Source organism: Stenotrophomonas sp. pho, from assembly GCF_006228405.1.
Classification (GTDB): domain Bacteria; phylum Pseudomonadota; class Gammaproteobacteria; order Xanthomonadales; family Xanthomonadaceae; genus Stenotrophomonas; species Stenotrophomonas sepilia.
In genome coordinates this window covers 2,642,828-2,667,465 of sequence record NZ_CP029759.1, presented here as the reverse complement: position 1 = coordinate 2,667,465, position 24,638 = coordinate 2,642,828, and the positions used below count along the sequence as shown (strand labels likewise).

Sequence of the window (24,638 nt, the reverse complement as noted above, 5' to 3'; positions counted from 1 at the left end):
TGACCCCATGATCATCTCCGCCTCCACCGATTACCGTGCTGCTGCCGAACGCCGGCTGCCGCCGTTCCTGTTCCACTACATCGATGGCGGCGCGTATGCCGAGCACACGCTGAAGCGCAACGTTTCCGACCTGTCCGACATCGCGCTGCGCCAGCGCATCCTGCGCAACATGTCCGACCTGAGCCTGGAAACCCAGCTGTTCGGCGAAAAACTGGCGATGCCGGTGGCGCTGGCGCCGGTCGGCCTGACCGGAATGTATGCGCGGCGCGGCGAGGTACAGGCGGCGCGCGCGGCCGACAGCCGCGGCATCCCGTTCACCCTGTCCACGGTGTCGGTGTGCCCGATCGAGGAAGTGGCACCGGCCATCCAGCGGCCGATGTGGTTCCAGCTGTACGTGCTGCGTGACCGTGGCTTCATGCGCAACGCGCTGGAGCGGGCGCAGGCCGCCGGCGTGACCACGCTGGTGTTCACCGTGGACATGCCGGTGCCGGGCGCGCGCTACCGCGATGCACACTCGGGCATGAGCGGCCCGAATGCCTCGCTGCGCCGTATCGGCCAGGCCATCACCCATCCGCACTGGGCGTGGGACGTGGGCCTGTTCGGCCGCCCGCATGACCTCGGCAACATCTCCACCTACCGCGGCAACCCGACCGGGCTGGAGGATTACATCGGTTGGCTGGGCAGCAACTTCGATCCCTCCATTTCGTGGAAGGACCTGGAGTGGATCCGCGAATTCTGGAAGGGCCCGATGGTGATCAAGGGCATCCTCGACCCGGATGACGCGCGTGATGCGGTGAAGTTCGGTGCCGATGGCATCGTGGTCTCCAATCACGGTGGCCGCCAGCTGGACGGCGTGCTGTCCACCGCACGTGCGTTGCCGGCCATCGCCGATGCGGTGCAGGGCGACCTGAAGATCCTCGCCGATTCCGGCATCCGCACTGGCCTGGACGTGGTGCGCATGTTGGCGCTGGGGCCGATACCGTGCTGCTGGGCCGCGCCTTCATCTATGCGCTGGCCGCGCAGGGCGAGGCCGGCGTGGCCAACCTGCTGGACCTGATCGCCAAGGAAATGCGCGTGGCGATGACCCTGACCGGTGCGCGCCGCATCGCCGACATCGGCCGCGACTCGCTGGTCAGCCTGCCATGAGCGGCCACGACGCCGTGCTGGCACAGTTGCGCGATGCGGTCGGCAATCGCCATGTAATGACCGGCGACAAGGCTACGCGCCGCTTCCGCCGCGGCTACCGTTTCGGCGATGGCCCAGTGCTGGCGGTGGTGCGCCCGGGGACGCTGCTGGAACTGTGGCGCGTGCTGCAGGCAGCGGTGCAGGGCGGCGCGGCGATCATCCTGCAGGCGGCCAACACCGGCCTGACCGGCGGCTCGACCCCGGACGGCGATGACTATGGCCGGCCGATCGTGCTGGTCAACACGCTGCGCCTGACCGGCATCCAGTTGTTGAACGAAGGCCGCCAGGTGCTGTGCCTGCCCGGTGCCACGCTGGACCGCCTGGAGCAGACGCTGGCCCCGCTGGGTCGCGAACCGCATTCGGTGATCGGCTCGTCCTGCATCGGTGCCTCGGTGCTGGGCGGCATCTGCAACAACTCCGGTGGCGCGCTGGTGCGACGTGGCCCGGCCTACACCGAGCTGGCGCTGTATGCGCAGGTCGATGCGCAGGGCCAGTTGCAGCTGGTCAACCATCTGGGCATCGCGCTGGGTGATACGCCCGAGCAGATCCTGCAGCGCCTGCAGGCCGGTGACTACACGGCCGCCGACGTGGGCGATGGCGACGGCCGTGCGGCTTCCGATCCACGCTATGCCGAGGAAGTACGCAAAGTCGGTGCCGATACTCCCGCACGCTTCAATGCGGATCCCAGCCGCCACTTCGAGGCAGCGGGATCTGCCGGCAAGCTGGCAGTGTTCGCGGTGCGCCTGGACACCTTCGAGAAGGAGGCTGCCGAGGTCTTCTATATCGGCAGCAATCGCACCGACAGCCTCACCGCGATCCGTCGCCAGCTGCTGACCGGCTTCGAGCGCCTGCCGATCGCGGGCGAGTACATTCACCGCGATGCCTATGACATCGGCGAGCGCTACGGCAAGGACAGCTTCCTGCTGATCGATCGCCTCGGTACCTCCCGTGTGCCCGCGGCGTTCGCATTGAAGAGCCGCGTCGATGGCTGGTTCGAACGGCTGGGCCTGCGCGGGGTGACCGACCGGGTGATGCAGGTGCTGACCGGCCTGCTGCCCTCGCACCTGCCAAAGCGCATGGGCGAGTTCCGGCAACGCTACGAGCATCACCTGTTGCTGAAGGTCTCTGCCCAGGACGCTGCGGAAACCGAGGCCTGGTTGCGCGGGTTCTTCGCCGGGCACGAAGGCGGCTATTTCCACTGCACGGCCGAGGAGGGACGCAAGGCGTTCCTGCATCGCTTCGCGGTGGCCGGTGCGGCAGTCCGCTATCGTGAAGTGCATCGTGAGCAGGTGCAGGACATCGTCGCGCTGGATATCGCATTGCGCCGCGACGATACGGATTGGTTCGAGCAGTTGCCGGCCGATATCGACGGCCGCCTGCTGCACAAGCTGTACTACGGCCACTTCCTGTGCCACGTGTTCCACCAGGACTACATCGCGCGCAAGGGCGAAGACCCGGTGGCGATCGAGCATGCGATGTGGGCGCTGCTGGACCAGCGTGGCGCCGAGTATCCGGCCGAGCACAACGTCGGCCACCTGTACCCGGCCAAGCCGGCGTTGGCAGGTTTCTACCGGCAGCTGGACCCGAGCAATACCTTCAACCCGGGTATTGGCCAGACGTCGAAGGCGAAGGGGTGGGGCAGCTGCGATTGCAGTGGGCATTGAGGACGGACAGGGCAGTCGAGCGTGGCTCGACGCTACAAGGGCGATGCCGGGCAGGTCCGCCGCCGTCCGGGTAACGGTTACCATCGGAATCCCAGCCACAGGAGCCGCCCATGCCTTCCATTCCCGTCCGCGCCGCCCTGTGCGCTGCATTGCTGGCGACCCCGCTGCTGGTGCTGGCGCAGTCTTCTATCCTGCCGCAGCAGCGCGATGCCGCCGGCAACGTGATGGAACCGCTGGGGCAGGTGCTGGAACAGGGCGGGCAGGGCGAAGTACGCACGCAGTACTGCACGCTTGATCGTGTCTGGTGCGTGCGTGTGCAACTGGTGGCCGAGGACGGTGATCGGCCAACGACGCTGGAAGTCTCTGAACGGGTGGCCGGCGAAAGCGAAGCGCATACCTACCACGTCAGCATCGACGTGCCGCAGGAAAGCGAGCTGTCGCTGTGGCCGTGGATCGTGCGCCTGGCTCCGGGTATCGGCAGCGATGAGCCGGTGACCGACCCGCAGCAGCGCGCCCACCAGAATGTGCTGGTAGGCGGCATCGTCAAGTTCAGCACCATGTACTCCGGTGGAGGTGCCGACGCGTCCACGCTGCAGTTGGCACGCGTGCGCCACCTGCAGGACGACATCCAGGTGGACGACGACGTGCTGACGGTGCCATGGCTGGGCAATGCGATGATCCGTGCGTGTTTCAGCGAGCAGGACATGAAGCAGCGCGCAGGCGCCTGCCACGACGAATACGGGTTCTCGGCCAGGCTCGGGCTGGATCCGGTGGCCGAGGGCATGCCGGTGCTGCGCTACCAGACGGTGGCAACCCGCTTTCCGGCGGGCGTTTCGCGTTTCGAGGATTCGCTGGCCAAGGGCCCGCTGAAGAAGAAGGACCTGCGCACCGAGCAGGACCCGGCATGCAGCTACACGCGGCTGTTCCGCTTCAATGATGGGGTGTTCCACCCCGACCAGGCGCTGCCGGACTGCGCGGGGTATACCGAACCCTGAGCCCTGGAGAGCCGAGCCATGCTCGACTCGGGTTCTCGCGTGGCCCGACCGCAGAGCAACCGAGCGTGGGCTCGGCTCTACAAAAACTGAGGCGGCGCTTACTCGCAACGGGTAGCGGTGATGATGTTGTCCTTGTCCACGTACACGCGCAGGCGATCCTGGCGGATGTCCTTCGTGGTGATGGTGCTGGGGCCGATCGGGTTGACCAGGCCGGCGCCGCTCTCGCTGGACAGGCGGCGGATGTTGGGTTCGTTGGCCGGCTGGCCGATTGCCCAGCCCAGCTGGCTGGCATCGCAGTGGCCGGTACCCTTGACCTGCGGGCCAGGGGTGCTGACGCAGGCCGACAGCAGCAGGGCCGACGCAGGCAGTAACAGGGACAGACGGAAGGCGGACATGCGAGCGCTCCTGCGCAGGGAAGATGGTGGAACGATAGCACCCGTCGCGCGAAAGGCGTCAGCACTCCGGTCATTGCCGGCACAGCGTGGTCATTGCATAGTGGGAGGGATGGCTGGCAGCACGCCAGCGGGCAGGCCGGGCCATTCCGGTGCAGGTGTTGGATACGCTATGACGGCAGGCAGTTTGCGCGACAAGCGCAGGGCGAGAAGAGTACTGGCAGTGTCGGTGCTGGGCGTGGCGTTTGCCGCCTCTGCCATCGAGCCGACGCCGGACGCCGCTGCGGAAGCGCCGGTGTTCGGTGCCTGGCGCAACCTGCAGACCGAGGCAGGCTACGCACCCGCCCAGCGCAACCTGGCGTTCGCGATGCTGCCGCAGGCCGCCACCCGCGGCGATCGATTCGCCATTGTCGATCGTGAGGGCAAGCGCGCGGTGTGCTGCCTGCAGGTGGCCAGCCCGTCGCTGGGCGTGGCCGCACTGCGCGAGCAATACCACCTGCCACAGGCCTGGGTGACCGACCTCAGCAATGGCCGCAGCCCGGCACGCCCCTACCTGCCGCACGTCTATGCGATGCAGCGCGTGGATGAACTGGCTGACTATGGTTTCACCGATGTGCCGGGGGCCTACAGCGACCTGGGGGGGCTGCTGATTCCCGAAGGTGCCGCGCTGGAGGCCGATGGCAGCGCCGTGCGCCTGGGTGATGACCGTTATCCCCTGCATTTCCAGCGCCAGCCGCACGCCGAAGATGATGGCGCACTGGACCGCTACACCCTGCAGGCGGGCGAGGGCGTGGCTCCGATCGTGGTTGAAGTGCCGTTCGGCACCTACTGATTGCAGCACCGCGCTGGCTAGAATGCAGTGCGGCGCCGCCTGCCGTGCCTGTTCCGTGAGTCGCCGCCGTGTCCCTGCGCTCGTTGCTGCTGTCGCCGCTGCTGCTGTTGTCCGCCTGTGCGAGCGCGCCGCCTCCGCCGCCCGCCCATTCCGATGCGCTGTGGCGCCTGATCGAGCGTGACTGCCAGGCAGCTGACGGCCCGCGCGGCAGCTGCCTGCGGGTGGAGACGGCGGCCGGCCGCCGTGACGTGCTGGTCAAGGATGCACACGGTGACTACCAGTTCCTGCTGATGCCGCTGGACAAGGTAAGTGGCATCGAGAACCGCGGTCTTTACCAGCGTGGGGCGCCCAACTATTTCGCGGCCGCCTGGCAGGCGCGCGCGCGCACCGAACAGGCCCTGGGCCAGCCATTACCGCGCAACGTAGCCAGCCTGGCGCTGAATTCACCGCACGGACGGTCGCAGCACCAGTTGCATATCCATGTCGATTGCCTGCGCACGGACGTGCTGCAGGCCCTGGATGCACACGCCGGCGCCCTGGGGCCACGCTGGTCACCGTTGCCGGTGCTTCTGCGCGGGCATCAGTACCAGGCCTATCTGTTGCCCGGTGCGGAAATGACCGCCAATCCGCTCAACCTGCTGGCCTATGGCCTGAGCGGCGTAGGCGATGTGGGCCAGTGGAGCCTGGTGGTGGCCGGACGCGATGACGTGCAGGGTGGCCCCGGCTTCATCCTGCTGGCCACCCGCGTGGATGCCGCCAGCGGCAACGATGCCAGCGGCGAAGAACTGCAGGATCACGCCTGCACGGTGCTGACCGGCGCGGGTGCGGCACTGGAGCGGGTGCGCTAGCCGATCCGCTGCAGGTGGCTGCGCCACGCTGGCGCGGTAAGCGCCAGCAACTGGCGGTCATGCCATCCCTCGGCGTCCAGGTGGAAGTCGCGCAGGATGCCTTCACGCATGAAGCCCAGGGCCTGCAGTGCCTGGGCGAAAGGGGTGGTGCAACCCGGTGGCAGCAGTACGAAGATGCGATGCAGGCCGACATTGTCGAACAGGAACGGGCACAGCGCGCGCAGTGCGGCCTGTGGATGGGCGTTGCGGTGCTGCAGCGACTGCAGTTCTGCGCAGCGCGAATGCAGTGACTGCAGGCGGACATGCAGTTGGTCGTGCAGGATGCCCTGCGCGTCGTCGAACACGCCCAGTACCAGCAGATCGTTGTCTTCCTGTAGGCGTGAACGATGGACGCTGGCGAGGAAGCGGGCCTCTTCATCAATGCCGTAGGAAGGCCGTTGGCCGCGCTGGCGACGGTCGTCGAAGGTGCGCCAGCGCGGCAGATCGGTGCGCTGGAAGGAACGCAGGGTGATGGGCGTTGCCTGGAGGTGCAGCAGGTGGCGGCGCAGGACGGGGCGCAGCGGGGCGAGGTGAGTGTAGGTGGCGCGGTTGGTCATCCATGCACGATGCGTATCGGAAGCGCGCCAGACCATGCAATTCATTGCAAAAGTGTGGCGGTGCCGTGGGTCCGTCTGATTCGGTTCAGGCATAAGCCCATCAGGGCTGGTCATTTCCGTTGAAACCACCCATTCAGGACACTTTCGTTACGGGATCGTTATGTGCCGCACAGGCCACGGCTCCCCCGTACACCCGCCCACTCCCCCAGGAAGCCCATGTCCGCCTCCCACAAGGCGTTGCGCCCGCGTCCGCTGGTGCTCGCGCTGTCGTCCCTGATGCTGGTCTCGCTGCCGGCCTTCGCGCAGGAAAGCGCACCCACCACATTGCAGGAAGTGAAGGTCACCGGCTCGCGCATTCCCCGTGCCAGTGTCGAGGGGCCCTCGCCAGTGACGGTGATCAGCCGCGAGCAGATCGATGCGCAGGGCTACCGCAATGCCTTCGACGCGCTGAGCGCGCTGACCGAGAACACCGGCAACGTGCAGGGCGAGGACTTCGGCAATACGTTCACGCCGGCCGCCAACACCATCAACCTGCGTGGACTGGGTCCGAACCGCACGCTGGTGCTGGTCAACGGCCGCCGCCAGGCCGACTACCCGCTGGCCTACGAGGGCTCGGTGAACGTGGTCAACCTCGCCAACATTCCCAGCGCCCTGATCGAGCGCATCGAGGTGCTCGCCGCGGGTGCGTCGGCGGTGTATGGCTCCGATGCCATCGCCGGCGTGGTCAACATCATCCTCAAGGACCGCTTTGAAGGCGTGGACGTGAACGTGCGCGCCGGCGGCACCCAGCAGGGCGGGGGTGACAACCAGCGCGCGCAGGTGGTCGGTGGCAGTTCCGGCGAGCGTTGGGATGCGCTGTTCGGCTTCGAATTCGACGTGCGCAAGGCGATCCACGCGCGCCAACGCGACTTCATGGATTCACTGGACGATGATCCGGCCGGCAAGGCGCCGCAGGCGACCGCGATCGCCTATCGCCGCAATGCTGCCACCGGCCGCAACATCGATCCGGGCGTGAGCGGCTGCGACGCAGCGTCGGGCATTTATGGCGGCAGCGTGTTCCGTGCCAACAACCCGCGCCAGGGCTGGTACTGCGGCAGCAACGAGGCCGCCGCCAGCTACTGGACCGTGCAGACCCAGAAGCGCAACCTCAATGGCTATGGCCTGTTGACCTTCCACGTCAACGACACCACCGACCTGTTCGCCGATGTCGCCGTGGGCAGCGCGCGCATCTACAACAACACGCGCGCGCCGACCTGGACGTCCTCACGCAACTACTTCTACAACCAGAACAGCGGGAACCTGGAGAGCTGGTACCGCCGCTTCGCGCCGGAAGAAAACGGTGGCCTGCCGCGCAATGCCAATCGGTTCCTGGAGAACTCGTGGTCGTTCAACGTGGGCGCACGCGGCCAGATCGGCGACAGCGGCTGGGACTACGAGGCGGCCTACAGCCGGTCGCGCTACGAGAACCGAACCCGTCGCCCGGTGCTGCTGGCCGGCATCAACGAGTACCTGCTGGGCCCGAAGCTGGGCGTGCGCAATGGCGTGGAGGTCTATGCGCCGGACCCGGTGCGCCTGTTCAAGCCTTTGACTCCGAACGAGTATGCGGGCCTGTCCGACTATCAGGAAAGTCGCAACGCGGCGTGGCTGCAGACCTTCAGTGCCAGTGTCAATGGCCGCCTGTTCGCACTGCCGGGCGGCGATGCTGCGCTGGCCGCAGTGGTCGAGGCCGGCAGCCAGGGCTACCGCAACCGCCCGGACCCGCGGCTGGGCACCGGCGAGTTCTGGAACACCAGCGCCGGTATCGGTGCCGGCGGTGATCGCGATCGCTATGCGGCCGGCGTTGAACTGCAGTTGCCGTTGCTGCAATCGCTGACCACCACGCTGGCCGGCCGCTACGACCAGTACCGCGCAGGCGGCGAGCACATCGGCAAGGCGACCTGGAGCTTCGGCGTCGAGTTCCGCCCGATCGAGAGCCTGTTGATCCGCGGCTCTGCCGCGACCAGCTTCCGTGCGCCGGACATGAACTACGTGTTCGCCACCGAGACCCGCGGCTACAACCCGGGCATGACCGATTACTGGCGCTGCCGTACTGCAGGCCAGTCGTACGACAACTGCGACTACAACGGCCTGTCGATCGACTACAGCAACCGCGCCAACGCACAGTTGCAGCCGGAAACCGCAAAGTCGTACGGCTTCGGCGTGGTCTGGTCGCCGCTGTCCGGGCTGGATTTCAGCGCCGACTACTACGACATCCGCATCGACAACGAGGTGACCAGCCTCGATACCAGCCGTATCCTGCGTGACGAGGCCGATTGCCGCCTGGGCCGCACGCTGGGCGGCGAAGCGCGCGATATCGGTTCACCGCTGTGCCAGGACGCACTGTCGCGGGTGATCCGCAATCCGTCCAACGCCACGGTGCAGCCGGACCAGGTGACCCGCGTGCTGATCAATCCGATCAACGCGGCCTCCGAATCGGTGCGTGGCCTGGACCTGAAGGGCAACTGGCGTTTCGATGCCGGCCGCTATGGCCGCTTCACCACGCGCCTGGCCTACACCGTGGTGCTGGAGCACAAGTACCGGCAGTTCTCCGATGATCCGGAGCGTGACATCCGCAATTCGCTGGATGATTACCAGTGGCGCAGCAAGGCCAATGGCAGCATCACCTGGAACCAGGGTGACTGGACCACCACGCTGTACGGCAATCGTTTCGGTTCACTGCCGAAGACCGATGGCAGTGGCCGGATCGCGCCGTACATGACCTACAACGCCAGCGTGTTCCGCCAGTTCGGCGAGAACCTGTCGGTGGGCGTGATCGTCAACAACCTGCGTGACAGCCGCCCGCCGGCAGACAGGAACGGGGGCGGCTGGCCGTTCTACCCGGTCGGCAACTACGACCCGTATGGCCGCCAATACTGGCTGCAGCTGGATTACCGGTTCCGTTGATCCGGCAGGCGAACGAAAGGCCCGGCATTGCCGGGCTTTTCTTTGTGCAGTGCACCGGTGCTGCCGCTGCGCGCGTGGCATGCTGTGGCGATACCCGGAGGATGATGCGCATGGATGCCAGAGTGTGGAGTGTGATTGCCGTGCTGGCCATTGCCGGTTGCAGCAGCAAGCAGGCGGCCAGTGTGGACGATGCTGCGGAGGCGGCCAGCGCCGCGCCCGTGCCGTCTCTTTCCAATGCAGTGACCGATGCTGGATCAGCGCGCGTGCCAACGGCATCGACGCGTGCGACGGCCGGGCAAGGGCCTGCGGATCCGGAGGGACACTTCCTTGAGGGCGAGCGCTTGCTGTTGACTGAAGGAGCACTGTCGGCGGAAAAGAGCGACGTGATCCTGGGCTCGGACAACGCCTTTGCGCAGGCGATCAGCCAGTTCGAGCAGGATGCGGCGGGCCACCCGGAAGTGCAGGACCTGACCCGGCTCTACAGGAAGGCTGCGACCCGGCTCATCGGCAGCGACGGCACGCTGGTGTCTTTTGCCTGTGGCTACAGCCTGTGTGTCGGCGAGATCCGCAGCCGCACCGATGAGGATTTCAGCGCCTGGTCCGAGGCGATCGGCATGGACAAGGCGAGTCCGGCCTACAGCCTGGCCACGGCACCGATGACGTGGGGCAGGGACCAGCACGGTGGGCGTTTCGTGTTCTCGGTGGACCCGGCCGCCAACGCCATCACGGGTCGGAAGCGGCGGGATATGCCCGGGACCCACTGCGCGTTACGGCAGCGCCTGCTGCAGGTATGACTCGATGACGTAGCTGAAAGGCTGCTGCTGGCGGTCGCGCAACAAGGCACGCACCTCGAGGATCACGCCGTGATCGCCTTCGCCCCGCGGCGGCCAGAACGTCTGGTCAGCCAGGGTCTGGCGCTGGAAACCGAGCGGGCCGACCACGCGACCGAACGGTTCGTCGGTGCTGTCCAGCACCTGGTTCATGGCCGGGCTGAGGTGGCCAGGCAGGTACCAGTTGTCGGCCTCGGACAGCACGCGGCTGCCGCAGACCAGCTGTACGCGGCGATAGCGCAGTTCGGTACCCGGCGTCGCGCCCAGCGCCTGCAGAACGTCGGCGGGGCAGGCTTGTCCTGGCCGTGCACGCGCACCGCGCGCACCCGGGCTTGTTCGGCCAGCCCATGTTCGGCGCACCAGTGTTCCAGCGTGGCGGTGGCGCTCTGCCCGGACAGCACGCGCTGGTGCAGGCGCTCGACCAGTGCAGCCGGTGCGATGCGCTGCTGGCCAGGCGGCGACTGCAGCGGTGCAGCGGCCGCAGCATCAGTGGCGGACAGGCTGGCGATCGGGGCGGCGGCGAGCAGGGATGCGGCCTGCCAGCGGCGGAGACGATCGTGGCGGTCGGACGGGCCCATGCGGCATCACAACGGAAACAGGCGCCCATGTTACCTGTTCAGGGGTGTGCACGGCGTGGCTGCGACCGGTTGTCGCAGGCGCAATCATCGTCCTGGTGAATGCGTGCCATCCAGATATTTCGTTGGTCGATGGGTGCAGCGGGGCGCACGATGGCGGCAGTCTTGGCATTCCAGGAGTTCCCGATGACCCTCCAGTTCGTCCATGGCGGTGTCGACCGCAACGGTGCGCCGCTGCATTTCCATATCCGTGATGGCCGCATCAGCGGCCTCAATGGCGAGGCCTCGCCGGCCGACGGGGCGGAATGCGTCGACCTGCAGGGCTTCGCGGTCCTGCCCGGGCTGGTCGACGGCCACATCCATCTGGACAAGAGTTTTGTCGGAGACCGCTGGCACCCGCATCAGCCGGTGAACAGCCTGCGTGAGCGGCTGGCGGTGGAGAAGGCCGCGGTAGCGGGTGCCGCGCCGATGGTGGACCGTGCCGAGGCATTGATCCGCCAGTGCAGCCGCTTCGGCACGGTGGCCATGCGCTGCCACGTCGACATCGACGGCAGCACGGGCCTGCGTCATCTCGAGGCGGTACGCGAGGCCTCGCTCCGCTGTGCCGGCCTCATGCGCATCCAGCTGGTAGCGTTCCCGCAGGCCGGGGTGATGTCCTGTCCGGGTACCGCCGCCGTGCTTGAGCAGGCCCTTGCAGCGGGCGTGGAGGTGCTGGGAGGCATCGACCCGACCACGCTGGATGGCGATGCCGAAGGCCAACTGGCACTGCTGTTCGGCCTGGCCGAGCGCTATGGCGTGCGCCTGGACATCCACCTGCACGAGCCCGGCGAAACCGGACTGGCCCAGTTGCTGCGCATTGCCGCGCGGACCCGGGCCGCTGGCCTGCAGGGGCGGGTGGCGGTCAGTCATGCCTACTCGCTGGGCGAAGTGCCGCTGGCGCGCGCGGTGCAGGTGGGCGAGGCGCTGGCGACGGCGGGCGTAGCGATCATGAGCAACGCGCCGGGGGATCATCCGTTCCCGCCGCTGCGTGCGCTGCATGATGCCGGCGTGCGCGTGTTCGCTGGCAATGACAACATCCGTGACTGCTGGTGGCCGTACGGCAACGGCGATCTGCTGCAGCGGGCGATGCTGCTGGGCTACCGCTCGGGCTTCTACACCGATGCCGACCTGATGCTGGCGCTGGACATGGTCACCACCCACGCCGCGCAGGTGATCGGGCTGCCGCAGCACGGCATTGCCGAAGGCCTGCCGGCCACCTTCGTGGCGGTGCGCGCCGATCACGGTCCGGCGGCCGTGGCCGCAGTGCCGGTGGAGCGACGCGTGGTGGTGGACGGCCGCTGGCTGTAGATCCAGGCCGCGCCAACCTCTGTAGCACCGAGCCATGCCCGGCGGCTTTCAGGCGTAATCGTCGGCGCGGGTAGCGACGAATTCTTCCAGCCACGCCAGCAGATGGGCGATGTCGATGACCTCGCCCTGCTCCACGCGCTTGAGCAGCAGGGTGCTGGCGCCGATCTGCAGGCTGCTGTCGGCATAGCGCAGCACCGCATCGATGCCCCAGGCATCGGTGACCTGCATCCAGGCCAGGCCCGGCACGCGCTGGGCCAGAATGTCACCGAACGCCACGCCCAGCGCTTCCCAGCCGCCGCAGTCGTCACGATCGATCAGTTCGGCATCGACCACGCGCTGCAATGTGCTGGCGGCCAGCGGCCATTGCACCGGCAACGTCGGGAAGCTGGCGGCCACGCGTGAGGCGATCCGTGCACGCTGGTGCTGCAGGTGCGTCTGCAGGGCTGCAGGCAGGGGATCGAATCGGGTCGGGGGTTGGTCGGACATGGCGAGGCGCCGTGGAGCACGGAAGCAGGGGGCACTGTACGAGGCGATGATTCCCGCCGTGCGGCAAGATTGATCAGATATCGATGATCAATGCGCGAAAGGCATCCACGCGTGGCGTGGATCTATCGTGGTCAGTCCGGTTCGCGCTGTACCTGCCGCCACAGCTCGCTGGCCAGTGCCCGCACCGCATCATCGGCATCGGCACGATGCAGCAGACCGATTTCGTAGTTGTCGATCACCGGCAGCCCGCGCTCGCCATCGATGATGCGGTGCTCGCGCGTGACCGCGCGGCGCGGCAGCAGGCTGACGCCGATGCCATCAGCCACCGCGCCCTGGATGCCACTCAGCGACGAACTGGTGAAGGCAATGCGCCAGCGCAGGCCCAGCGCTTCCACGGCGTGGATCATCTCGTCGCGGTACAGCCCTCGCGGCGGGAAGGTGACCAGCGGCAGCGGGTCCTGCTGCAGGCAGCTGCTGCGCAGGCTGTCGATCCAGTGCATCGGCTCGTGCCGGCAATGCACCGCCTGGCGGCTGTTGCGGCGTTGCTTGACCAGCACCAGGTCCAGCTCGCCGTGGTCGAAGCCCTGGGCCAGGTCACGGCTCAGGCCGCTGCTGATCTCCAGCTTCACCTGCGGGTGGCGGCGGCTGAAGGCGGCCAGCATGCGGGTGGTCTGCGGGTTGACGAAGTCTTCGGGTACGCCGATGCGGACCGCAGTTTCCACCGTCGCGCCGGCCAGCGCCTGTGCCATTTCCTCGTTCAGGTCGAGCATGCGCCGCGCATAGCCGAGCAGGGTGTGGCCGGCGTCGGTGGGGTGTACATCGCGGTGGCCGCGCTCGAGCAGGCGATGCCCGGCCAGTTCCTCCAGCCGCCGTACCTTCTGGCTGACCGTGGACTGCGTCGAATGCAGGCGCGTGGCCGCCGTGGTGAAGCTGCCGCAGTCGGCCACCATCACCAGCGCCCGCAGCAGGTCCAGTTCGAACAGGGTTCTATTCGATTTGGCACTGTCTTGCATTTGAACATTTCACTTCTGGATACCCAGGCCGACTTCTACCATGCGGGGCAGGGGCCGGCAATGCGCGGCTCCTGCGACCATCTCGCTGCGGCGATGGAGAAAAGGAGACACCGTGATGCGCTTCCATTGCCCTGCTGGCTGGCCTGCACCGTTCACGCGCGTGCTGTTGTTGTGTCTGCTGGCCATGGTCACCCCTGCCTGCACTGCCACCTCCAGAGCCGACGCAGACGCGCGCCTGCGTGATGCCGCCAGCCGCGGCGACGCCGATGCGGTGCGACAGGCGATCGAGGATGGCGCCACGCTGGAGGCGCACGATGGCCAGGGCCGCACGGCGCTGCTGCTGGCCACGCAGGGCAACAACGTGGATGCCGCGCGCGAACTGATCGAGGCCGGGGCGGACGTCAATGCCAAGGATGCGCTGCAGGACAGTGCCTACCTGTATGCCGGCGCGCGCGGCCTGGATGAGATCCTGGCGATGACCCTGGCGCACGGCGCCGATCTGCGCAGCACCAACCGCTATGGGGCACTGCGTTGATTCCGGCCGCCGAGCGCGGCCACGTCAGCACCGTGCGCATGCTGCTGCGTGCAGGTGTGGCGGTGGACCACGTCAACCGCCTGCACTGGACCGCGCTGCTGGAAGCGATCCTGCTTGGCGACGGTGGTGAACGCCATGTGCAGATCGTGCAGCTGCTGCTGGAGGCCGGTGCCGACCCGGAGCTGGCCGATGGCGATGGCGTAACGCCACTGGCGCACGCGCGCCAGCGTGGCTATGCCGGCATTGAAACCCTGCTGCGCCAGCACGGCGCGGCGCGCTGAACCGCTACTCCTTCCACCCGCACGCTGGCCGTGCCTACCAGGATGCTGTCCATCATGTTCCGTTCCCGCCCGTTGTCCCTTGCCATCCTTCTTGCGGTGGCGCCGCTGTCGGTATCTGCTGCCGAGCGCGCCGACCTGCTGATCCGCAATGCCATCGTGGTCGACGTCGAGCACGCCAGCACGCGGGCCGGGCAGAGCGTGGTGATCCGCGGCGAGGACATCGTCGCGGTGGGCCCGGACGCGCAGCTGCGCAGCCAGTGGAGCGCGGCCCGCCAGATCGATGCCAAGGGCAAATACCTGATCCCGGGCCTGTGGGACATGCATGTGCACTTCGGTGGTGGCCCGGCGCTGATCGAAGAGAACAAGGCACTGTTGCCGCTGTACATCGCGCACGGCATCACCACCGTGCGTGACTGCTCGGGCGACCTGCCCGAGCAGGTGCTGCAGTGGCGTGGCGAGATCGCCAGGGGCACGCTGTTCGGCCCGCGCCTGCTCAGTTCCGGCGCGAAGATCGAAGGCATCAAGCCGGTCTGGAAGGGCACGATCGAAGCGGGTAGCGAGGCCGACGTCGACAAGGCGATCACCCGACTGCAGCACGACAGGGTCGACTTCGTGAAGATCACCGACAGCACGCTGAAGCCGGATCTGTTCCTGTATTCGGCCAGCGCAGCGCGCAAGGCCGGCTTCAAGGCCTCGGGCCACATTCCGATGGCGCTGACGGTGGAGCAGGCGGTCGATGCCGGCCTGGCCTCGATCGAGCACCTGGACTACGCATTCAAGGCCGGCAGCAAGGACGAAGCGAAGATCGCCGCCGACTTCGGCGCCGGCCGCATCGACCGCGCGGAAGCCAATCGCCGCCTCGACGCCAGCTTCGACCGTGACACCGCGATGCACGCCTACCGTGATTTCGCCAAGCGCGGCGTATTCGTGACCCCGACCCTCAACGGTGGCCGTATCCTCGATTTCCTGGACCAGGATGACCACGCCAACGATCCGTACCTGGCCTACATCGGCCCGGGCCTGCGCGCGACCTACCAGTGGCGCGTGGACCGCGCCGCGAAGGCGACGCCGGCACAGATCGAGGCGCGCCACGCGCAGTACCACCAGGTGGCGGCCGTGCTGCCGTTGCTGCAGGAGGCGGGCGTGACGATCATTGCCGGCACCGATGCGGGCTTCCTCAACTCGTTCAACTTCCCGGGCATCGCCCTGCACCAGGAACTGCAGCTGTTCGTGAAGGAGGGTCTGAGCGCGCCGCAGGCGCTGTCGGCCGCAACCCGTTCCGGCCCGGCCTGGTTCGGCCAGATGGACCGTTACGGTGATGTCGCGCGGGCAAGGCCGCCGACCTGGTGCTGCTGACCGCCAACCCACTGCAGGACATCGCCGCCACCGAGAAGATCGACAGCGTGATCCTGCGCGGCAACGTGTATGACCGCGCCGCGCTGGACAAGATGCTGGCCGACACCAAGGCCAAGGTCGCGGCGTGGAATGCCGAGGCTGCGAAGGCGCAATGATCGACAGGGTCGGATCCCTTCTCAACGGGAAGGGCTCTGACCCTGTGGTCTTGAACGAAATCCACGCCATGCGTGGATGATGCGGCCGGTGACCTAGCGCGGTGCCGGCCGCATTCCGTGCAGCTGCGGCAACGCGGCCTTCATCGCATCGATGAAGGCGCGCAGCCGTGGCGGCTGCTGGCGCGCGGCAGGAAACACGACGTGTACCGGCAGTGCCGGTGCCTGCCAGTCCGGCAGCAGCTGCACCAGCCGCCCTTGTGCGAGGTCGTCGGCCACCAGCCAGGCCGAGACCACCGCTGCGCCCAGCCCGGCGCGCGCAGCCTGCTGTACCACGAACAGGTTATCGCTGAGCAGGCGCGGGCTGATTGACAGCGTATGCGCCCGGCCCTGCGCATCATGCAGCAGCAGGCGTTCGCGGTAGTAGGTGACCAGCGAGATCCACGGCAGTGACTGTGCCTGTTCCGGCGTACTGACCGCCGTGGCGTCCACCAGCGAGGGCGCTGCCACGACGATGCGCGGCACTTCTGCGAGCGGCAGTGCAACCATGCGCGGTTCGTCGACAGGGCCCACCCGCACCGCGCAGTCGATGCCTTCTGCGATGAAATCCGGGCGACGATCTTCAAGGATCCACTCCAGGCTCAGCTGCGGGTGCTGGGCGAGGAATGCGAGCATGGTAGGCAGCAGCTGCGCCTGGCCAAAGGCGTGCGGCACCATCACCCGCAGGCGTCCGCGCAGCGTTTCCGGTTCGCCGTTCAGCTCGGCCTGCAGCGACTCCCATTCGTCGACCACGCGCTGCGCATGACGCTGGCAGCGCAGGCCGTCCTCGGTCAGTTGCAGGCCATGGGTGGAGCGCTGCAGCAGACGCAGGCCGAGCTGCCGCTCCAGTGCCTGCAGGCGTCGGCTGACCGTCGGCTGGGTGGTGCCCAGCTGCAGGGCCGCAGCAGACAGGCTGCCGGCATCGACGATGCGCAGGAAGGTGCGCAGCAGATCCAGGCGATCAGCGCCGGTGGCGAGGTCATTCATGCGTGTGGCGTATGAAATATATGTGCCAGAGCCTACTACAGACGTTTGGCGAATACAGGCAGGATACGCTCACTTCCTCTACGGGGCTCCCCCATGTCTACCCCCTCGCTGTCTGTTGCGGCCGCACCGGCGACCGTGCCTTCCGCCCCATTGGTGCTGGCAATGGCGGCCGGTGCCGGCTTCTCGGTCGCGTCGCTGTATTACAGCCAGCCCATGCTGGGCCTGATCGCCCAGGACCTTGGCGCCGGTGAGCGCGCCGCCGGCCTGGTGCCAACCTTGACCCAGCTCGGCTACGCACTGGGCATCCTGCTGCTGGCACCGCTGGGCGATCGCTTCGACCGCCGCCATCTGATCCTGTTGAAGTCCGCGCTGCTGGCGCTGGCACTGGGCGCCGCCGCGATGGCCGGGCACCTGCCGGGCCTGCTGATGGCCAGCCTGCTGGTCGGGCTGATGGCAACGCTGGCGCAGGACATCGTTCCCGCCGCTGCGGTGCTGGCACCGGATGCGCAGCGCGGCCAGATCGTCGGCCGGGTGATGACCGGCCTGCTGCTCGGCATCCTGTTGTCGCGGGTGGTCAGTGGCGTGGTGGCTGAAGCGTGGGGCTGGCGCACGCAGTTCGTGCTGGCGGCGGTATCCGTGGCGGCGATGGGCGCGGTGATGGCGCGTGCACTGCCGCGTTTCGCGCCGACCAGCACGCTGCGCTATCCGGCGTTGCTGGGTTCGTTGCTGGCGTTGTGGCGCGAGCAGCCGCAGCTGCGCCGTGCGGTGGCCAGCCAGTCGCTGCTGGCCGTGGGATTCAGCGCGTTCTGGTCGACCCTGGCGCTGATGCTGCATGCACGTCTGGGCCTCGGCAGTGCGGCGGCGGGTGCGTTCGGTATCGCCGGTGCGGCCGGTGCATTGGCCGCGCCGTTTGCCGGCCGTTTCGCTGATCGACTGGGGTGCCATGCGGTGGCACGGCTGGCGATTGCGGTGGCGCTGCTGGGCTTCGGCCTGCTGCTGGCCGAAGCCTGGTTGCCGGCCGCCGCGCTGTTGCCGTTGCTGGTGGTGAGTGCGCTGCTGTTCGACTTCGGCTTCCAGTCGGCGCTGGTGGCGCACCAGACCCTGGTCTACGGGCTGGTGCCGCCGGCACGCAGCCGGCTCAATGCGCTGTTGTTCACCGGCATGTTCATCGGCATGGCCGCCGGTGGTGCGCTGGGGAGCCTGGCGCTGGCGCAGTGGGGGTGGCACGGCGTGGCCTGGCTGGCGGTGGTGTGTGCGGGGGGCAGCCTGGCACTGCGTTTGAAGTAGGGGGTTGTTCGGCAGGGCTTGCAGCCCTGCACCTGCTGGAGGCAACAGCAACAGCAACAGCAACAGCAACAGCGGGGTTCCTGTAGGGAGGCGGGGTGGGTCCGGTTGCGGGGGACGCCGTGAATCCCCAGTCCGGCCCAGCCGCTGGCGGCTGGGCGTTCGGGCGCTTGCGAAGCAATGCTTCGCAAGCGAAGCGCCCTCACCCATGGAGGCTCGGTCGCGCCATCCATGGCGCTCACGCCCCCGCAACCGGACCCACCCCGCCTTCTGTTGGAATGGCTCTTGGGGTCAGATCCGTTTTCCGGAGGAAAACGGATCTGACCCCAGATTGATTTCGATATCTGAGAGAAGTGTCGACCAAGGTCGACGCCTACCGACAGCCGCAGGAATCTGTCAGAGGTGGGGCGGTGTCGGAGTGCGGGGTGTCAGCCGCATGGATGCGGCTGCCAAGCTTACAGGGACGTACTTGCAGCGTCCCCGCACTCCGACACCGCCGCGCCATCCCACGGAGAGCGCGCTTTTGATTTTGCTGTTGAAGTTGCCGGCCAGCGGCCGGCACTACCGCGGGTGCAGGGCTGCAAGCCCTGCCGGACAACCCCCTAATCGTGACCGCTGTCGTCCAGGCTGATGATGCCGCGCCGCAGCGCCTGGGTTACCGCATGCGTGCGATCACCCACGCCGAGCTTGTCCATCAGGCTTTTCATGTGCGCCTTCACCGTCTGCTCGGAAATCTGCATGCGCTCGCCGATGCGCTTGTTCGACAGCCCTCCGGCCACGTGCCGCAGTACCTCGGTCTCGCGCGGCGACAAGCGATCTTCCACTACATGCGCGGCGATGCTGGCCGCCACGGCCGGGGGAATCGGTGCGCGCCGGCCGCCGGCGACCATGCGGATGGTGTCGACCAGTTCATGGCGCAGCATGTCCTTCAGCAGGTACGCGCTGGCGCCGGCCTGCAGCGCCCGCACCGCACGTACGTCACCACGGTAGGTGGTCAGCACGATGATGCGCGCGCGCGGATCCATCGTGCGGATCCGCACGATGGCTTCCACACCATCCAGGCGTGGCATCTGCAGGTCCATCAGTACCACGTCTGGCTGCAGCTGCTGATAGCGCGCGATGGCTTCCTCGCCATCGGCGGCCTCGCCGAGCAGGCGCAGGTCGGAATGGGCGCCCAGCAGCGCAGCCAGGCCGTCACGCAGCAACGGGTGATCATCGACCACCAGTACGCCGATCGGGGTAGGCGATTCAGTCATGGCTCGTTCTACTCCAGGGCCAGCGCCAACGCGATGGGCGGCGGTGATACAGGCGACGGGCGGGAACCGCCAGCGCGATCTCGGTGCCCAGCCCGGGGCGGGTCCACAGCTGCAGTTCCGCGCCGAGGCGCTGGGCGCGCTCACGCATGCCCTGCAGGCCCCAATGGCCATGGCCGGCGTTCTCGTCGGCAATGCCGGCGCCGTCGTCGCGCACGTGCAGCAGGAAACAACGCGTGCCATAGGACAGTTCCACTTCAATGGCACTGGCATTGGCATGGCGCAACGCATTGCGGATGGCCTCGCGCCCGATCAGGAACACCTCTTCGGCCGCGTCGGCCTGCAGCGGTGGCGTCGCGCCTTCCACGGTCAGGCGCAGGGGATTGATGCCATGCCCGGCGTATTCGGCGTGCACGTCGGCCAGCGCCGAAGCGAGGTCGCGGCCCGCGAACGGCGCCTCGCGCAGCGCATTGACCCGCTCGCGACCCTCGGCCAGGTTGCGCTCGGCCAGCTGCATCGCTGACTCAAGCTGACTGCGCACAGGCTCCGGTGTCTGCGCTGACTGGCTGATCGCGTGCAGGCGCAGGATCAGGCCCTGGCTACCCTGCAGCAGGGTGTCGTGCAGGTCGCGCGCGATGCGTTCGCGCTCGCCGTTGCGTTCCTGCAGTCGGGCGCGGAACAGTGCGGCCAGCTGCCCGCTGCGGATGCGTACCGCCAGCACCAGCAGTGCAAGCACGGCGGCGGTGCACAGCAGCTTGAACCACACTGTCTGCATGAAGGTGGGAGCGATGCGGAAGCTGCGGCTGGCCGGTGCGGTGCTCCAGATGCCGTCCTCGTTGGCGGCTTCCACCTCGAACCGGTAGCTGCCGGGCGCGAGGTTGGTGTAGTACGCACGTGTGCTGCTGCCAGCGTCCTGCCAGCCGTCATCCACGCCCGACAGGCGGTAGCGGTAGCGGTTGCGCTCCGGACGTGCCAACGACAGCGCCACGTACTCAATCTGCAGCTGGCTGGTGCCGGCCGGGAGGCGCAGGCCATCGCGTAGCGGCGCGTGCTCGCTGCCATACAGCACCTCGCCGATGCGCACGCTGGGAGCCATCGTATTGACGTGCGAGCGGGTGGTGTCCAGCCAGGCCAGGCCCTGGTTGGTGGCCAGCCACAGCAGGCCGTCGTCGGCCAGGGCGGCGGTAGCGATCGGTCCGCTCTGCAGGGCGATGCCGGGCATGCCGTCGATGGCATCGAACAGGCGTGGCGTCACTGGCAGACCGGTGCGCAGGGCACGGCGCAGCAACCCGCTTTCCATCCGTACCAGGCCACGGCTGCCGTTTAGCCACAGGTGCCCATTGGCATCGGCGACCATGCCGGTGATGCCCTCCAGGACACCGGCCATGTCGGTGCGCACCGGAACGAACCGGCCGTTGTCCAGCCGTGCCGCCAGCCCCGCTTCGCCGGCGACCAGCAGAAGGTCCCGGTGGTGCAGCATCGCGGTGATCGGCCCTACCGACAGGCCGTTCCCGGCGTCGAAGGTCTCGGTGCCATTCGTACCCAGGCGGCGCAGGCGGCCATCGGCATAGCCGAGCAGCAGCTGGCCATCGGCATCCAGCGCCAGCGATGAGCAGGCCTGCTCTGGCAGGCGGATTTCACGTTGCCACTGGTCATGCTGGTAGTGCAGCACCCCGCGTTCTCCGGCGCAGACCCAGGCCTGTCCGTCATCGGGAACAACAGGGCATGCAGCGGCTGCCCGGTGAACGGGGCCGGCAGCGGGATCAATGTGGTGTGGCCGGCGACCGTGCGCGCGAGGTTGACCCAGTCGAACTGCCAGATCGGCGTGGGTGCCTGCCGAGCGGCGGCCTGCAGCTGCGTGGCGCTGCCATCCAGCAAGGGGCGCCGCAGGTCGTAGGGCTTGAGGTCTTCGCCATAGCCATACACGCGGCCATCACTGGCCCGCACCAGCGAGCGGTACGGATCGCTTGGGCCGACCACCAGGGCGTGCACGCTGCGTGCGCGGAAGCGGTTGAGGCCGAGATTGGTGCCAATCCAGAGATTGCCTTCGCGATCGACGATGATCGGCACTGCCGATGTGGCGGTCAGTCCTTGCGGCGAATCGAAGCGTTCCATGCGCACGGCCCGGGTGCCGTCGAAGGTGATGCGGGCGACGCCGCCGTGCGGGCTCATCGTGGCCCACAGCGCGCCATCGGCAGTGAACTGCAGGCGCGCAGCAACCAGTTCCGGCAACCGCCGCGCCTCACGTTCGCTGTCTGCCAGCAGACCCTGCGCGTTGGCCAGCGGCGAGGTGCCTCTCACCCGGTCGGCCAGCCACACTTCACCCTGCGGGCTTTCGGCCAGCGTCGCCATCTGCGAGACCGCGATGCCGGTGTCCTCGAACGCGGTCTGGCCCGCCGCACGCATCCAGATCTTCAGGTCGGCCAGCACCCAGAACCTGCCCCGGCTGTCGTGCAGCACCCACTGCACACGGCGCTCTGGCAGGCCGGCAGCGGCCGGCAGTGGCTGCCAGCGATGTCCGTCAAAGCGGCGCAGCCCGCCATTGATCGCCGCCCAGAGCTGGCCCTGGCGATCCTGGCTGAAGCGTGGGACCACGCCGACCGGCACCCCCTGCTCGCGGCCGTAGCTGCGCAGCTGCCCATGCGTGAACTGGCTGATGCCGGCCTGGAAGTAGCCGATCCACAGCGCACCGCCGGCGGCATGCGCCAGCGTGACCATGTTGGTGGACGGGAACTGGCTGCCGGCGGGCGCCGCCTGCCGTTCGAAGCGACGGCCATCGAAGCGGTACAGGCCCGAGCCGGTAGCCAGCCACAACAGGCCCTCACGGTCCTGGGCAATGTCCCAGATATCGCCCGGCGCGCCCTGGCCGACGCGCCAGGCGGTGTGTTCGTAATCGGGCAGCCCGCCGCTCACCGGCGGGCGCTGCACGGCAAAGGCGGGCAGGGAGGTCAACAGGAGCAGGCACGTCAGCAGCGTCGGCAGGCGACGCACGGACGGGAAGGGGCGGCCACGCATGGCGCGCATTCTGGCAGGTGTGGGGCAGTCCGGGGTGACCCGAACGGGGTAGGCGGCGTGCGCCGGCGTCGGCTATCACGCCGGCATGCCCTCCGGAGCCCCGCCATGCAGCGCCTGTTCGTGATGTTCCCCGACCGCGGTCCGGGCATCGGCCTGCTGTGGTTGCGGTTGTGCCTGTCCGCTGCGCTGTTCACGCCCGGCATGCAGGCGGGCGGGTGGTCGGCGTTGTGCCTGCTGGCAGTGCTGATGCTCGTGCTGGGTGCGTTGACGCCGTTGGCGGCGCTGATGGCGGCCGTGGGCATGTTCGCGCAGCAGGCGCCGTGGCCGCAGGCGGTGCTGCCATTGGCGCTGTTGATGCTGGGCCCTGGCGCCTATTCATTGGATGCGCGGTTGTTCGGGCGCCGCCTGCTCGGCCGTCGGCCTCCCCCATTCGGGTAGGTGCTGGCCTCGACCGACGGGGGTGGGGCATCACGCAGGGGTCACGCACCATGGGGCACCCCTTCGCGGCGTCCCGCATGGCCACCCTCTTCCCGCCTGATCCGCCCGCCGCTTCACTGGCACCGCAACAGGCCGCCGCGTTGCAGCGCGCCCTGCGCTATGTCGATGAGCATCTGTCGCAGCCGCTGCGGGTGACCGAGCTGGCGGCGGCCGCCTGCGTCAGCCGCTTCCATCTGGTACGCCTGTTCCGCGCCGGTACCGGCGCCAGCCCGCTGCGCTATGTCCGCCGCCGTCGCATCGAGCGCGCGCGCCAGCTGCTGCCGGGCGCGCAGCTGCCGATGGCCTGCCTGGCCCAGCAGCTGGGCTTCTTCGACCAGAGCCATTTCGTCCGCAGCTTCCGCGCGGAGACCGGCTGCAGCCCCGGCCAGTACGTTGCCGGCGATGCCGCCCTGTTGCATCCCCTTGATCGTGTTTCCAACGGAGTCCACCCATGAGCCTTGCCACCGCCACTCCCGCCCCGGCGCTGCTGTCGCCGACCGACCACGCCCTGGTGCTGATCGACTTCCAGTCGCAGATGGCGTTCGCCACCCACACCATCGACATTTCCGCGCTGCGCAACAACGTGTCGCTGATCGGCAAGGGCGCCAAGGGCTTCAATGTACCGGTCGTGCTGACCACGGTCGCCGAGGCATCGTTCTCCGGGCCGATGTTCCCGGAACTGCCGCAGATCTTTCCGGGCCAGACGGTGTTCGATCGCACCTCGATGAACACCTGGGAAGACCAGCCTGTGATCGATGAGATCAACCGCATCGGCAAGCGCCGTCTGGTCATCGCCGGCCTGTGGACCAGCGTCTGCATCGTCGGCCCGGCACTGTCGGCGCTGGCGCAGGGCTTTGAGGTGTATGTGATCACCGATGCCTGTGGCGATGTCAGCGAGGAAGCGCACGAGCGTGCGATCACCCGCATGGTGCAGGCCGGCGCGGTGCCGATGACCAGCGTGCAGTACCTGCTCGAACTGCAGCGCGACTGGGCACGGGGTGAAACCTACGACCTGACCACCGGCATTGCGCGCGATCACGCTGGCGGCTACGGCATCGGCATCCAGTACGCCAAGCGGATGTTCGGTGCGCAGGAAGGCGGGCACTGAGCATGGTTGCCGGCCATGGCCTCGACCTGGCCCTGCTGATGCTGCGCGTGGCGGCAGGAGGCTTCCTGCTGCCGCACGCGCTGGGCAAGCTGTTCGGCTGGTTCGGGGGCCGGGGCTTTCCGGCTTCGCCACCGAGCTGCGCGGTTTCGGGCTGCCGGCAGTGGCACCGTTGCCATTGCTGTTGGCCTTGCTGCAGGTGTTGTCCGGGCTGGCCGTGCTGCTGGGGTGGCAGACCCGCATCGCCGCGCTTGCGGCGGCTGCCTTCATCGGCTTCACCGTGCTGTTGGCCCTGCCCAAGGGCTGGTTCTGGATGCGCGGCGGCAGTGAGTACCCGTTGATGTGGACCACGGTGCTGCTGGCCCTCGCGCTGGCCGGCCCCGGCGCCTGGGCGCTGGACGGCCAACGCCTTCCGGGAGAATTCGCATGAGTCACGATCCCCTCGATC

17 protein-coding genes and 6 pseudogenes are annotated in these 24,638 nt (G+C 67.9%); 15 read left to right on the top strand and 8 right to left on the bottom strand.

Going from position 1 to position 24,638, the window contains the following annotated elements:
• Positions 1 to 7: 7 nt before the first annotated feature.
• From lldD to DL544_RS12525, 3 genes and pseudogenes are all read left to right on the top strand, one after another.
• Positions 8 to 1,146 (top strand): annotated as a pseudogene (gene lldD, locus DL544_RS12535) (FMN-dependent L-lactate dehydrogenase LldD).
• Positions 1,143 to 2,849, top strand: coding sequence for a D-lactate dehydrogenase (dld, locus tag DL544_RS12530; RefSeq protein WP_005417037.1), 1,707 nt, complete (start codon positions 1,143 to 1,145; stop codon positions 2,847 to 2,849). The pseudogene lldD and the gene dld overlap by 4 nt, the downstream one beginning before the upstream one ends.
• A gap of 110 nt (positions 2,850 to 2,959) precedes the next feature.
• A complete protein-coding gene (locus DL544_RS12525) occupies positions 2,960 to 3,844 on the top strand; it encodes a hypothetical protein (protein WP_065178495.1) in 885 nt (294 codons plus the stop codon).
• A 98-nt stretch (positions 3,845 to 3,942) separates the two neighbouring features.
• On the opposite strand, the gene DL544_RS12520 is transcribed toward DL544_RS12525, so the two are convergent.
• The gene (locus DL544_RS12520) at positions 3,943 to 4,239 is read right to left on the bottom strand and encodes a hypothetical protein (RefSeq protein ID WP_005417035.1); all 297 of its coding nucleotides are present in this window, start codon (positions 4,237 to 4,239) and stop codon (positions 3,943 to 3,945) included.
• 169 nt (positions 4,240 to 4,408) lie between these two features.
• Here DL544_RS12520 and DL544_RS12515 point away from each other — a divergent pair, with 169 nt between their 5' ends.
• Together DL544_RS12515 and DL544_RS12510 are read left to right on the top strand one after the other, a co-directional pair.
• Complete coding sequence (locus DL544_RS12515) at positions 4,409 to 5,068, top strand: hypothetical protein (protein WP_032954259.1); 660 nt, start codon at positions 4,409 to 4,411, stop codon at positions 5,066 to 5,068.
• Positions 5,069 to 5,136: 68 nt separating this feature from the next.
• Positions 5,137 to 5,916 carry a CDP-diacylglycerol diphosphatase gene (locus DL544_RS12510; RefSeq protein WP_139727263.1) on the top strand — a complete coding sequence of 260 codons (780 nt, stop codon included), beginning with the start codon at positions 5,137 to 5,139 and terminating at the stop codon, positions 5,914 to 5,916.
• Here the strand turns inward: DL544_RS12510 and DL544_RS12505 are convergent.
• The gene (locus tag DL544_RS12505) at positions 5,913 to 6,548 is read right to left on the bottom strand and encodes a GNAT family N-acetyltransferase (protein WP_065185742.1); all 636 of its coding nucleotides are present in this window, start codon (positions 6,546 to 6,548) and stop codon (positions 5,913 to 5,915) included. The two genes, DL544_RS12510 and DL544_RS12505, sit on opposite strands and share 4 nt — an antisense overlap.
• Positions 6,549 to 6,728: 180 nt before the next feature.
• On the opposite strand from DL544_RS12505, the gene DL544_RS12500 reads away from it, so the two are divergent.
• On the top strand, positions 6,729 to 9,455 hold the full coding sequence (locus DL544_RS12500) for a TonB-dependent receptor plug domain-containing protein (RefSeq protein ID WP_139727261.1): 2,727 nt from the start codon (positions 6,729 to 6,731) through the stop codon (positions 9,453 to 9,455).
• Between the two features lie 110 nt (positions 9,456 to 9,565).
• The gene (locus DL544_RS12495; RefSeq protein ID WP_255312957.1) at positions 9,566 to 10,249 is read left to right on the top strand and encodes a hypothetical protein; all 684 of its coding nucleotides are present in this window, start codon (positions 9,566 to 9,568) and stop codon (positions 10,247 to 10,249) included.
• On the opposite strand, the pseudogene DL544_RS12490 reads toward DL544_RS12495, so the two are convergent.
• A pseudogene (locus DL544_RS12490) lies at positions 10,223 to 10,863 on the bottom strand (hypothetical protein). The gene DL544_RS12495 and the pseudogene DL544_RS12490 overlap by 27 nt on opposite strands.
• Before the next feature lie 183 nt (positions 10,864 to 11,046).
• Here DL544_RS12490 and DL544_RS12485 point away from each other — a divergent pair.
• Positions 11,047 to 12,207, top strand: coding sequence for an amidohydrolase family protein (locus DL544_RS12485; RefSeq protein ID WP_005417027.1), 1,161 nt, complete (start codon positions 11,047 to 11,049; stop codon positions 12,205 to 12,207).
• Between the two features lie 48 nt (positions 12,208 to 12,255).
• On the opposite strand, the gene DL544_RS12480 is transcribed toward DL544_RS12485, so the two are convergent.
• Both DL544_RS12480 and DL544_RS12475 read right to left on the bottom strand, forming a co-directional pair.
• Positions 12,256 to 12,693 carry a DUF3806 domain-containing protein gene (locus DL544_RS12480; RefSeq protein WP_005417026.1) on the bottom strand — a complete coding sequence of 146 codons (438 nt, stop codon included), beginning with the start codon at positions 12,691 to 12,693 and terminating at the stop codon, positions 12,256 to 12,258.
• A 131-nt stretch (positions 12,694 to 12,824) separates the two neighbouring features.
• Positions 12,825 to 13,706, bottom strand: a complete 882-nt coding sequence (locus tag DL544_RS12475; protein WP_005417024.1) for a LysR substrate-binding domain-containing protein — start codon at positions 13,704 to 13,706, stop codon at positions 12,825 to 12,827.
• Between the two features lie 115 nt (positions 13,707 to 13,821).
• Here DL544_RS12475 and DL544_RS22490 point away from each other — a divergent pair.
• Together DL544_RS22490 and DL544_RS12465 are read left to right on the top strand one after the other, a co-directional pair.
• Positions 13,822 to 14,522 (top strand): annotated as a pseudogene (locus DL544_RS22490) (ankyrin repeat domain-containing protein).
• A gap of 54 nt (positions 14,523 to 14,576) precedes the next feature.
• Positions 14,577 to 16,033: pseudogene (locus DL544_RS12465) on the top strand (amidohydrolase family protein).
• Positions 16,034 to 16,126: 93 nt separating this feature from the next.
• On the opposite strand, the gene DL544_RS12460 reads toward DL544_RS12465, so the two are convergent.
• On the bottom strand, positions 16,127 to 17,056 hold the full coding sequence (locus DL544_RS12460) for a LysR family transcriptional regulator (RefSeq protein ID WP_005417015.1): 930 nt from the start codon (positions 17,054 to 17,056) through the stop codon (positions 16,127 to 16,129).
• Positions 17,057 to 17,149: 93 nt separating this feature from the next.
• Here DL544_RS12460 and DL544_RS12455 point away from each other — a divergent pair, with 93 nt between their 5' ends.
• Positions 17,150 to 18,343, top strand: coding sequence for an MFS transporter (locus DL544_RS12455; RefSeq protein ID WP_032954258.1), 1,194 nt, complete (start codon positions 17,150 to 17,152; stop codon positions 18,341 to 18,343).
• Between the two features lie 599 nt (positions 18,344 to 18,942).
• Here the strand turns inward: DL544_RS12455 and DL544_RS12450 are convergent.
• Both DL544_RS12450 and DL544_RS12445 read right to left on the bottom strand, forming a co-directional pair.
• Positions 18,943 to 19,596, bottom strand: coding sequence for a response regulator (locus DL544_RS12450; protein ID WP_065196123.1), 654 nt, complete (start codon positions 19,594 to 19,596; stop codon positions 18,943 to 18,945).
• A pseudogene (locus DL544_RS12445) lies at positions 19,589 to 22,617 on the bottom strand (sensor histidine kinase). The gene DL544_RS12450 and the pseudogene DL544_RS12445 overlap by 8 nt, the downstream one beginning before the upstream one ends.
• A gap of 96 nt (positions 22,618 to 22,713) precedes the next feature.
• On the opposite strand from DL544_RS12445, the gene DL544_RS12440 reads away from it, so the two are divergent.
• The 4 genes and pseudogenes from DL544_RS12440 to DL544_RS12425 all read left to right on the top strand — a co-directional run bounded on the left by DL544_RS12440 (position 22,714) and on the right by DL544_RS12425 (position 24,620).
• Positions 22,714 to 23,046 (top strand): hypothetical protein, encoded by a 333-nt coding sequence (locus tag DL544_RS12440; protein WP_005417009.1) that lies wholly within the window; start codon positions 22,714 to 22,716, stop codon positions 23,044 to 23,046.
• 50 nt (positions 23,047 to 23,096) lie between these two features.
• A complete protein-coding gene (locus DL544_RS12435) occupies positions 23,097 to 23,540 on the top strand; it encodes a helix-turn-helix transcriptional regulator (RefSeq protein WP_050562701.1) in 444 nt (147 codons plus the stop codon).
• Positions 23,537 to 24,193: a hydrolase gene (locus DL544_RS12430; RefSeq protein WP_005417006.1), complete on the top strand. Its 657-nt coding sequence runs from the start codon at positions 23,537 to 23,539 to the stop codon at positions 24,191 to 24,193. The genes DL544_RS12435 and DL544_RS12430 overlap by 4 nt, the downstream gene beginning before the upstream one ends.
• Before the next feature lie 2 nt (positions 24,194 to 24,195).
• Positions 24,196 to 24,620, top strand: a pseudogene (locus DL544_RS12425) (DoxX family protein).
• The last annotated feature ends 18 nt before the right edge of the window (positions 24,621 to 24,638 follow it).

Bases quoted from the DNA above. Each gene is read 5' to 3' on its own strand.
- dld (WP_005417037.1), top strand. From the start codon at position 1,143: ATGAGCGGCCACGACGCCGTGCTGGCACAGTTGCGCGATGCGGTCGGC.
- DL544_RS12525 (WP_065178495.1), top strand. From the start codon at position 2,960: ATGCCTTCCATTCCCGTCCGCGCCGCCCTGTGCGCTGCATTGCTGGCG.
- DL544_RS12520 (WP_005417035.1), bottom strand. From the start codon at position 4,239: ATGTCCGCCTTCCGTCTGTCCCTGTTACTGCCTGCGTCGGCCCTGCTG.
- DL544_RS12515 (WP_032954259.1), top strand. From the start codon at position 4,409: ATGACGGCAGGCAGTTTGCGCGACAAGCGCAGGGCGAGAAGAGTACTG.
- DL544_RS12505 (WP_065185742.1), bottom strand. From the start codon at position 6,548: ATGGTCTGGCGCGCTTCCGATACGCATCGTGCATGGATGACCAACCGC.
- DL544_RS12500 (WP_139727261.1), top strand. From the start codon at position 6,729: ATGTCCGCCTCCCACAAGGCGTTGCGCCCGCGTCCGCTGGTGCTCGCG.
- DL544_RS12495 (WP_255312957.1), top strand. From the start codon at position 9,566: ATGGATGCCAGAGTGTGGAGTGTGATTGCCGTGCTGGCCATTGCCGGT.
- DL544_RS12485 (WP_005417027.1), top strand. From the start codon at position 11,047: ATGACCCTCCAGTTCGTCCATGGCGGTGTCGACCGCAACGGTGCGCCG.
- DL544_RS12480 (WP_005417026.1), bottom strand. From the start codon at position 12,693: ATGTCCGACCAACCCCCGACCCGATTCGATCCCCTGCCTGCAGCCCTG.
- DL544_RS12475 (WP_005417024.1), bottom strand. From the start codon at position 13,706: ATGCAAGACAGTGCCAAATCGAATAGAACCCTGTTCGAACTGGACCTG.
- DL544_RS12460 (WP_005417015.1), bottom strand. From the start codon at position 17,056: ATGAATGACCTCGCCACCGGCGCTGATCGCCTGGATCTGCTGCGCACC.
- DL544_RS12455 (WP_032954258.1), top strand. From the start codon at position 17,150: ATGTCTACCCCCTCGCTGTCTGTTGCGGCCGCACCGGCGACCGTGCCT.
- DL544_RS12450 (WP_065196123.1), bottom strand. From the start codon at position 19,596: ATGACTGAATCGCCTACCCCGATCGGCGTACTGGTGGTCGATGATCAC.
- DL544_RS12440 (WP_005417009.1), top strand. From the start codon at position 22,714: ATGCAGCGCCTGTTCGTGATGTTCCCCGACCGCGGTCCGGGCATCGGC.
- DL544_RS12435 (WP_050562701.1), top strand. From the start codon at position 23,097: ATGGGGCACCCCTTCGCGGCGTCCCGCATGGCCACCCTCTTCCCGCCT.
- DL544_RS12430 (WP_005417006.1), top strand. From the start codon at position 23,537: ATGAGCCTTGCCACCGCCACTCCCGCCCCGGCGCTGCTGTCGCCGACC.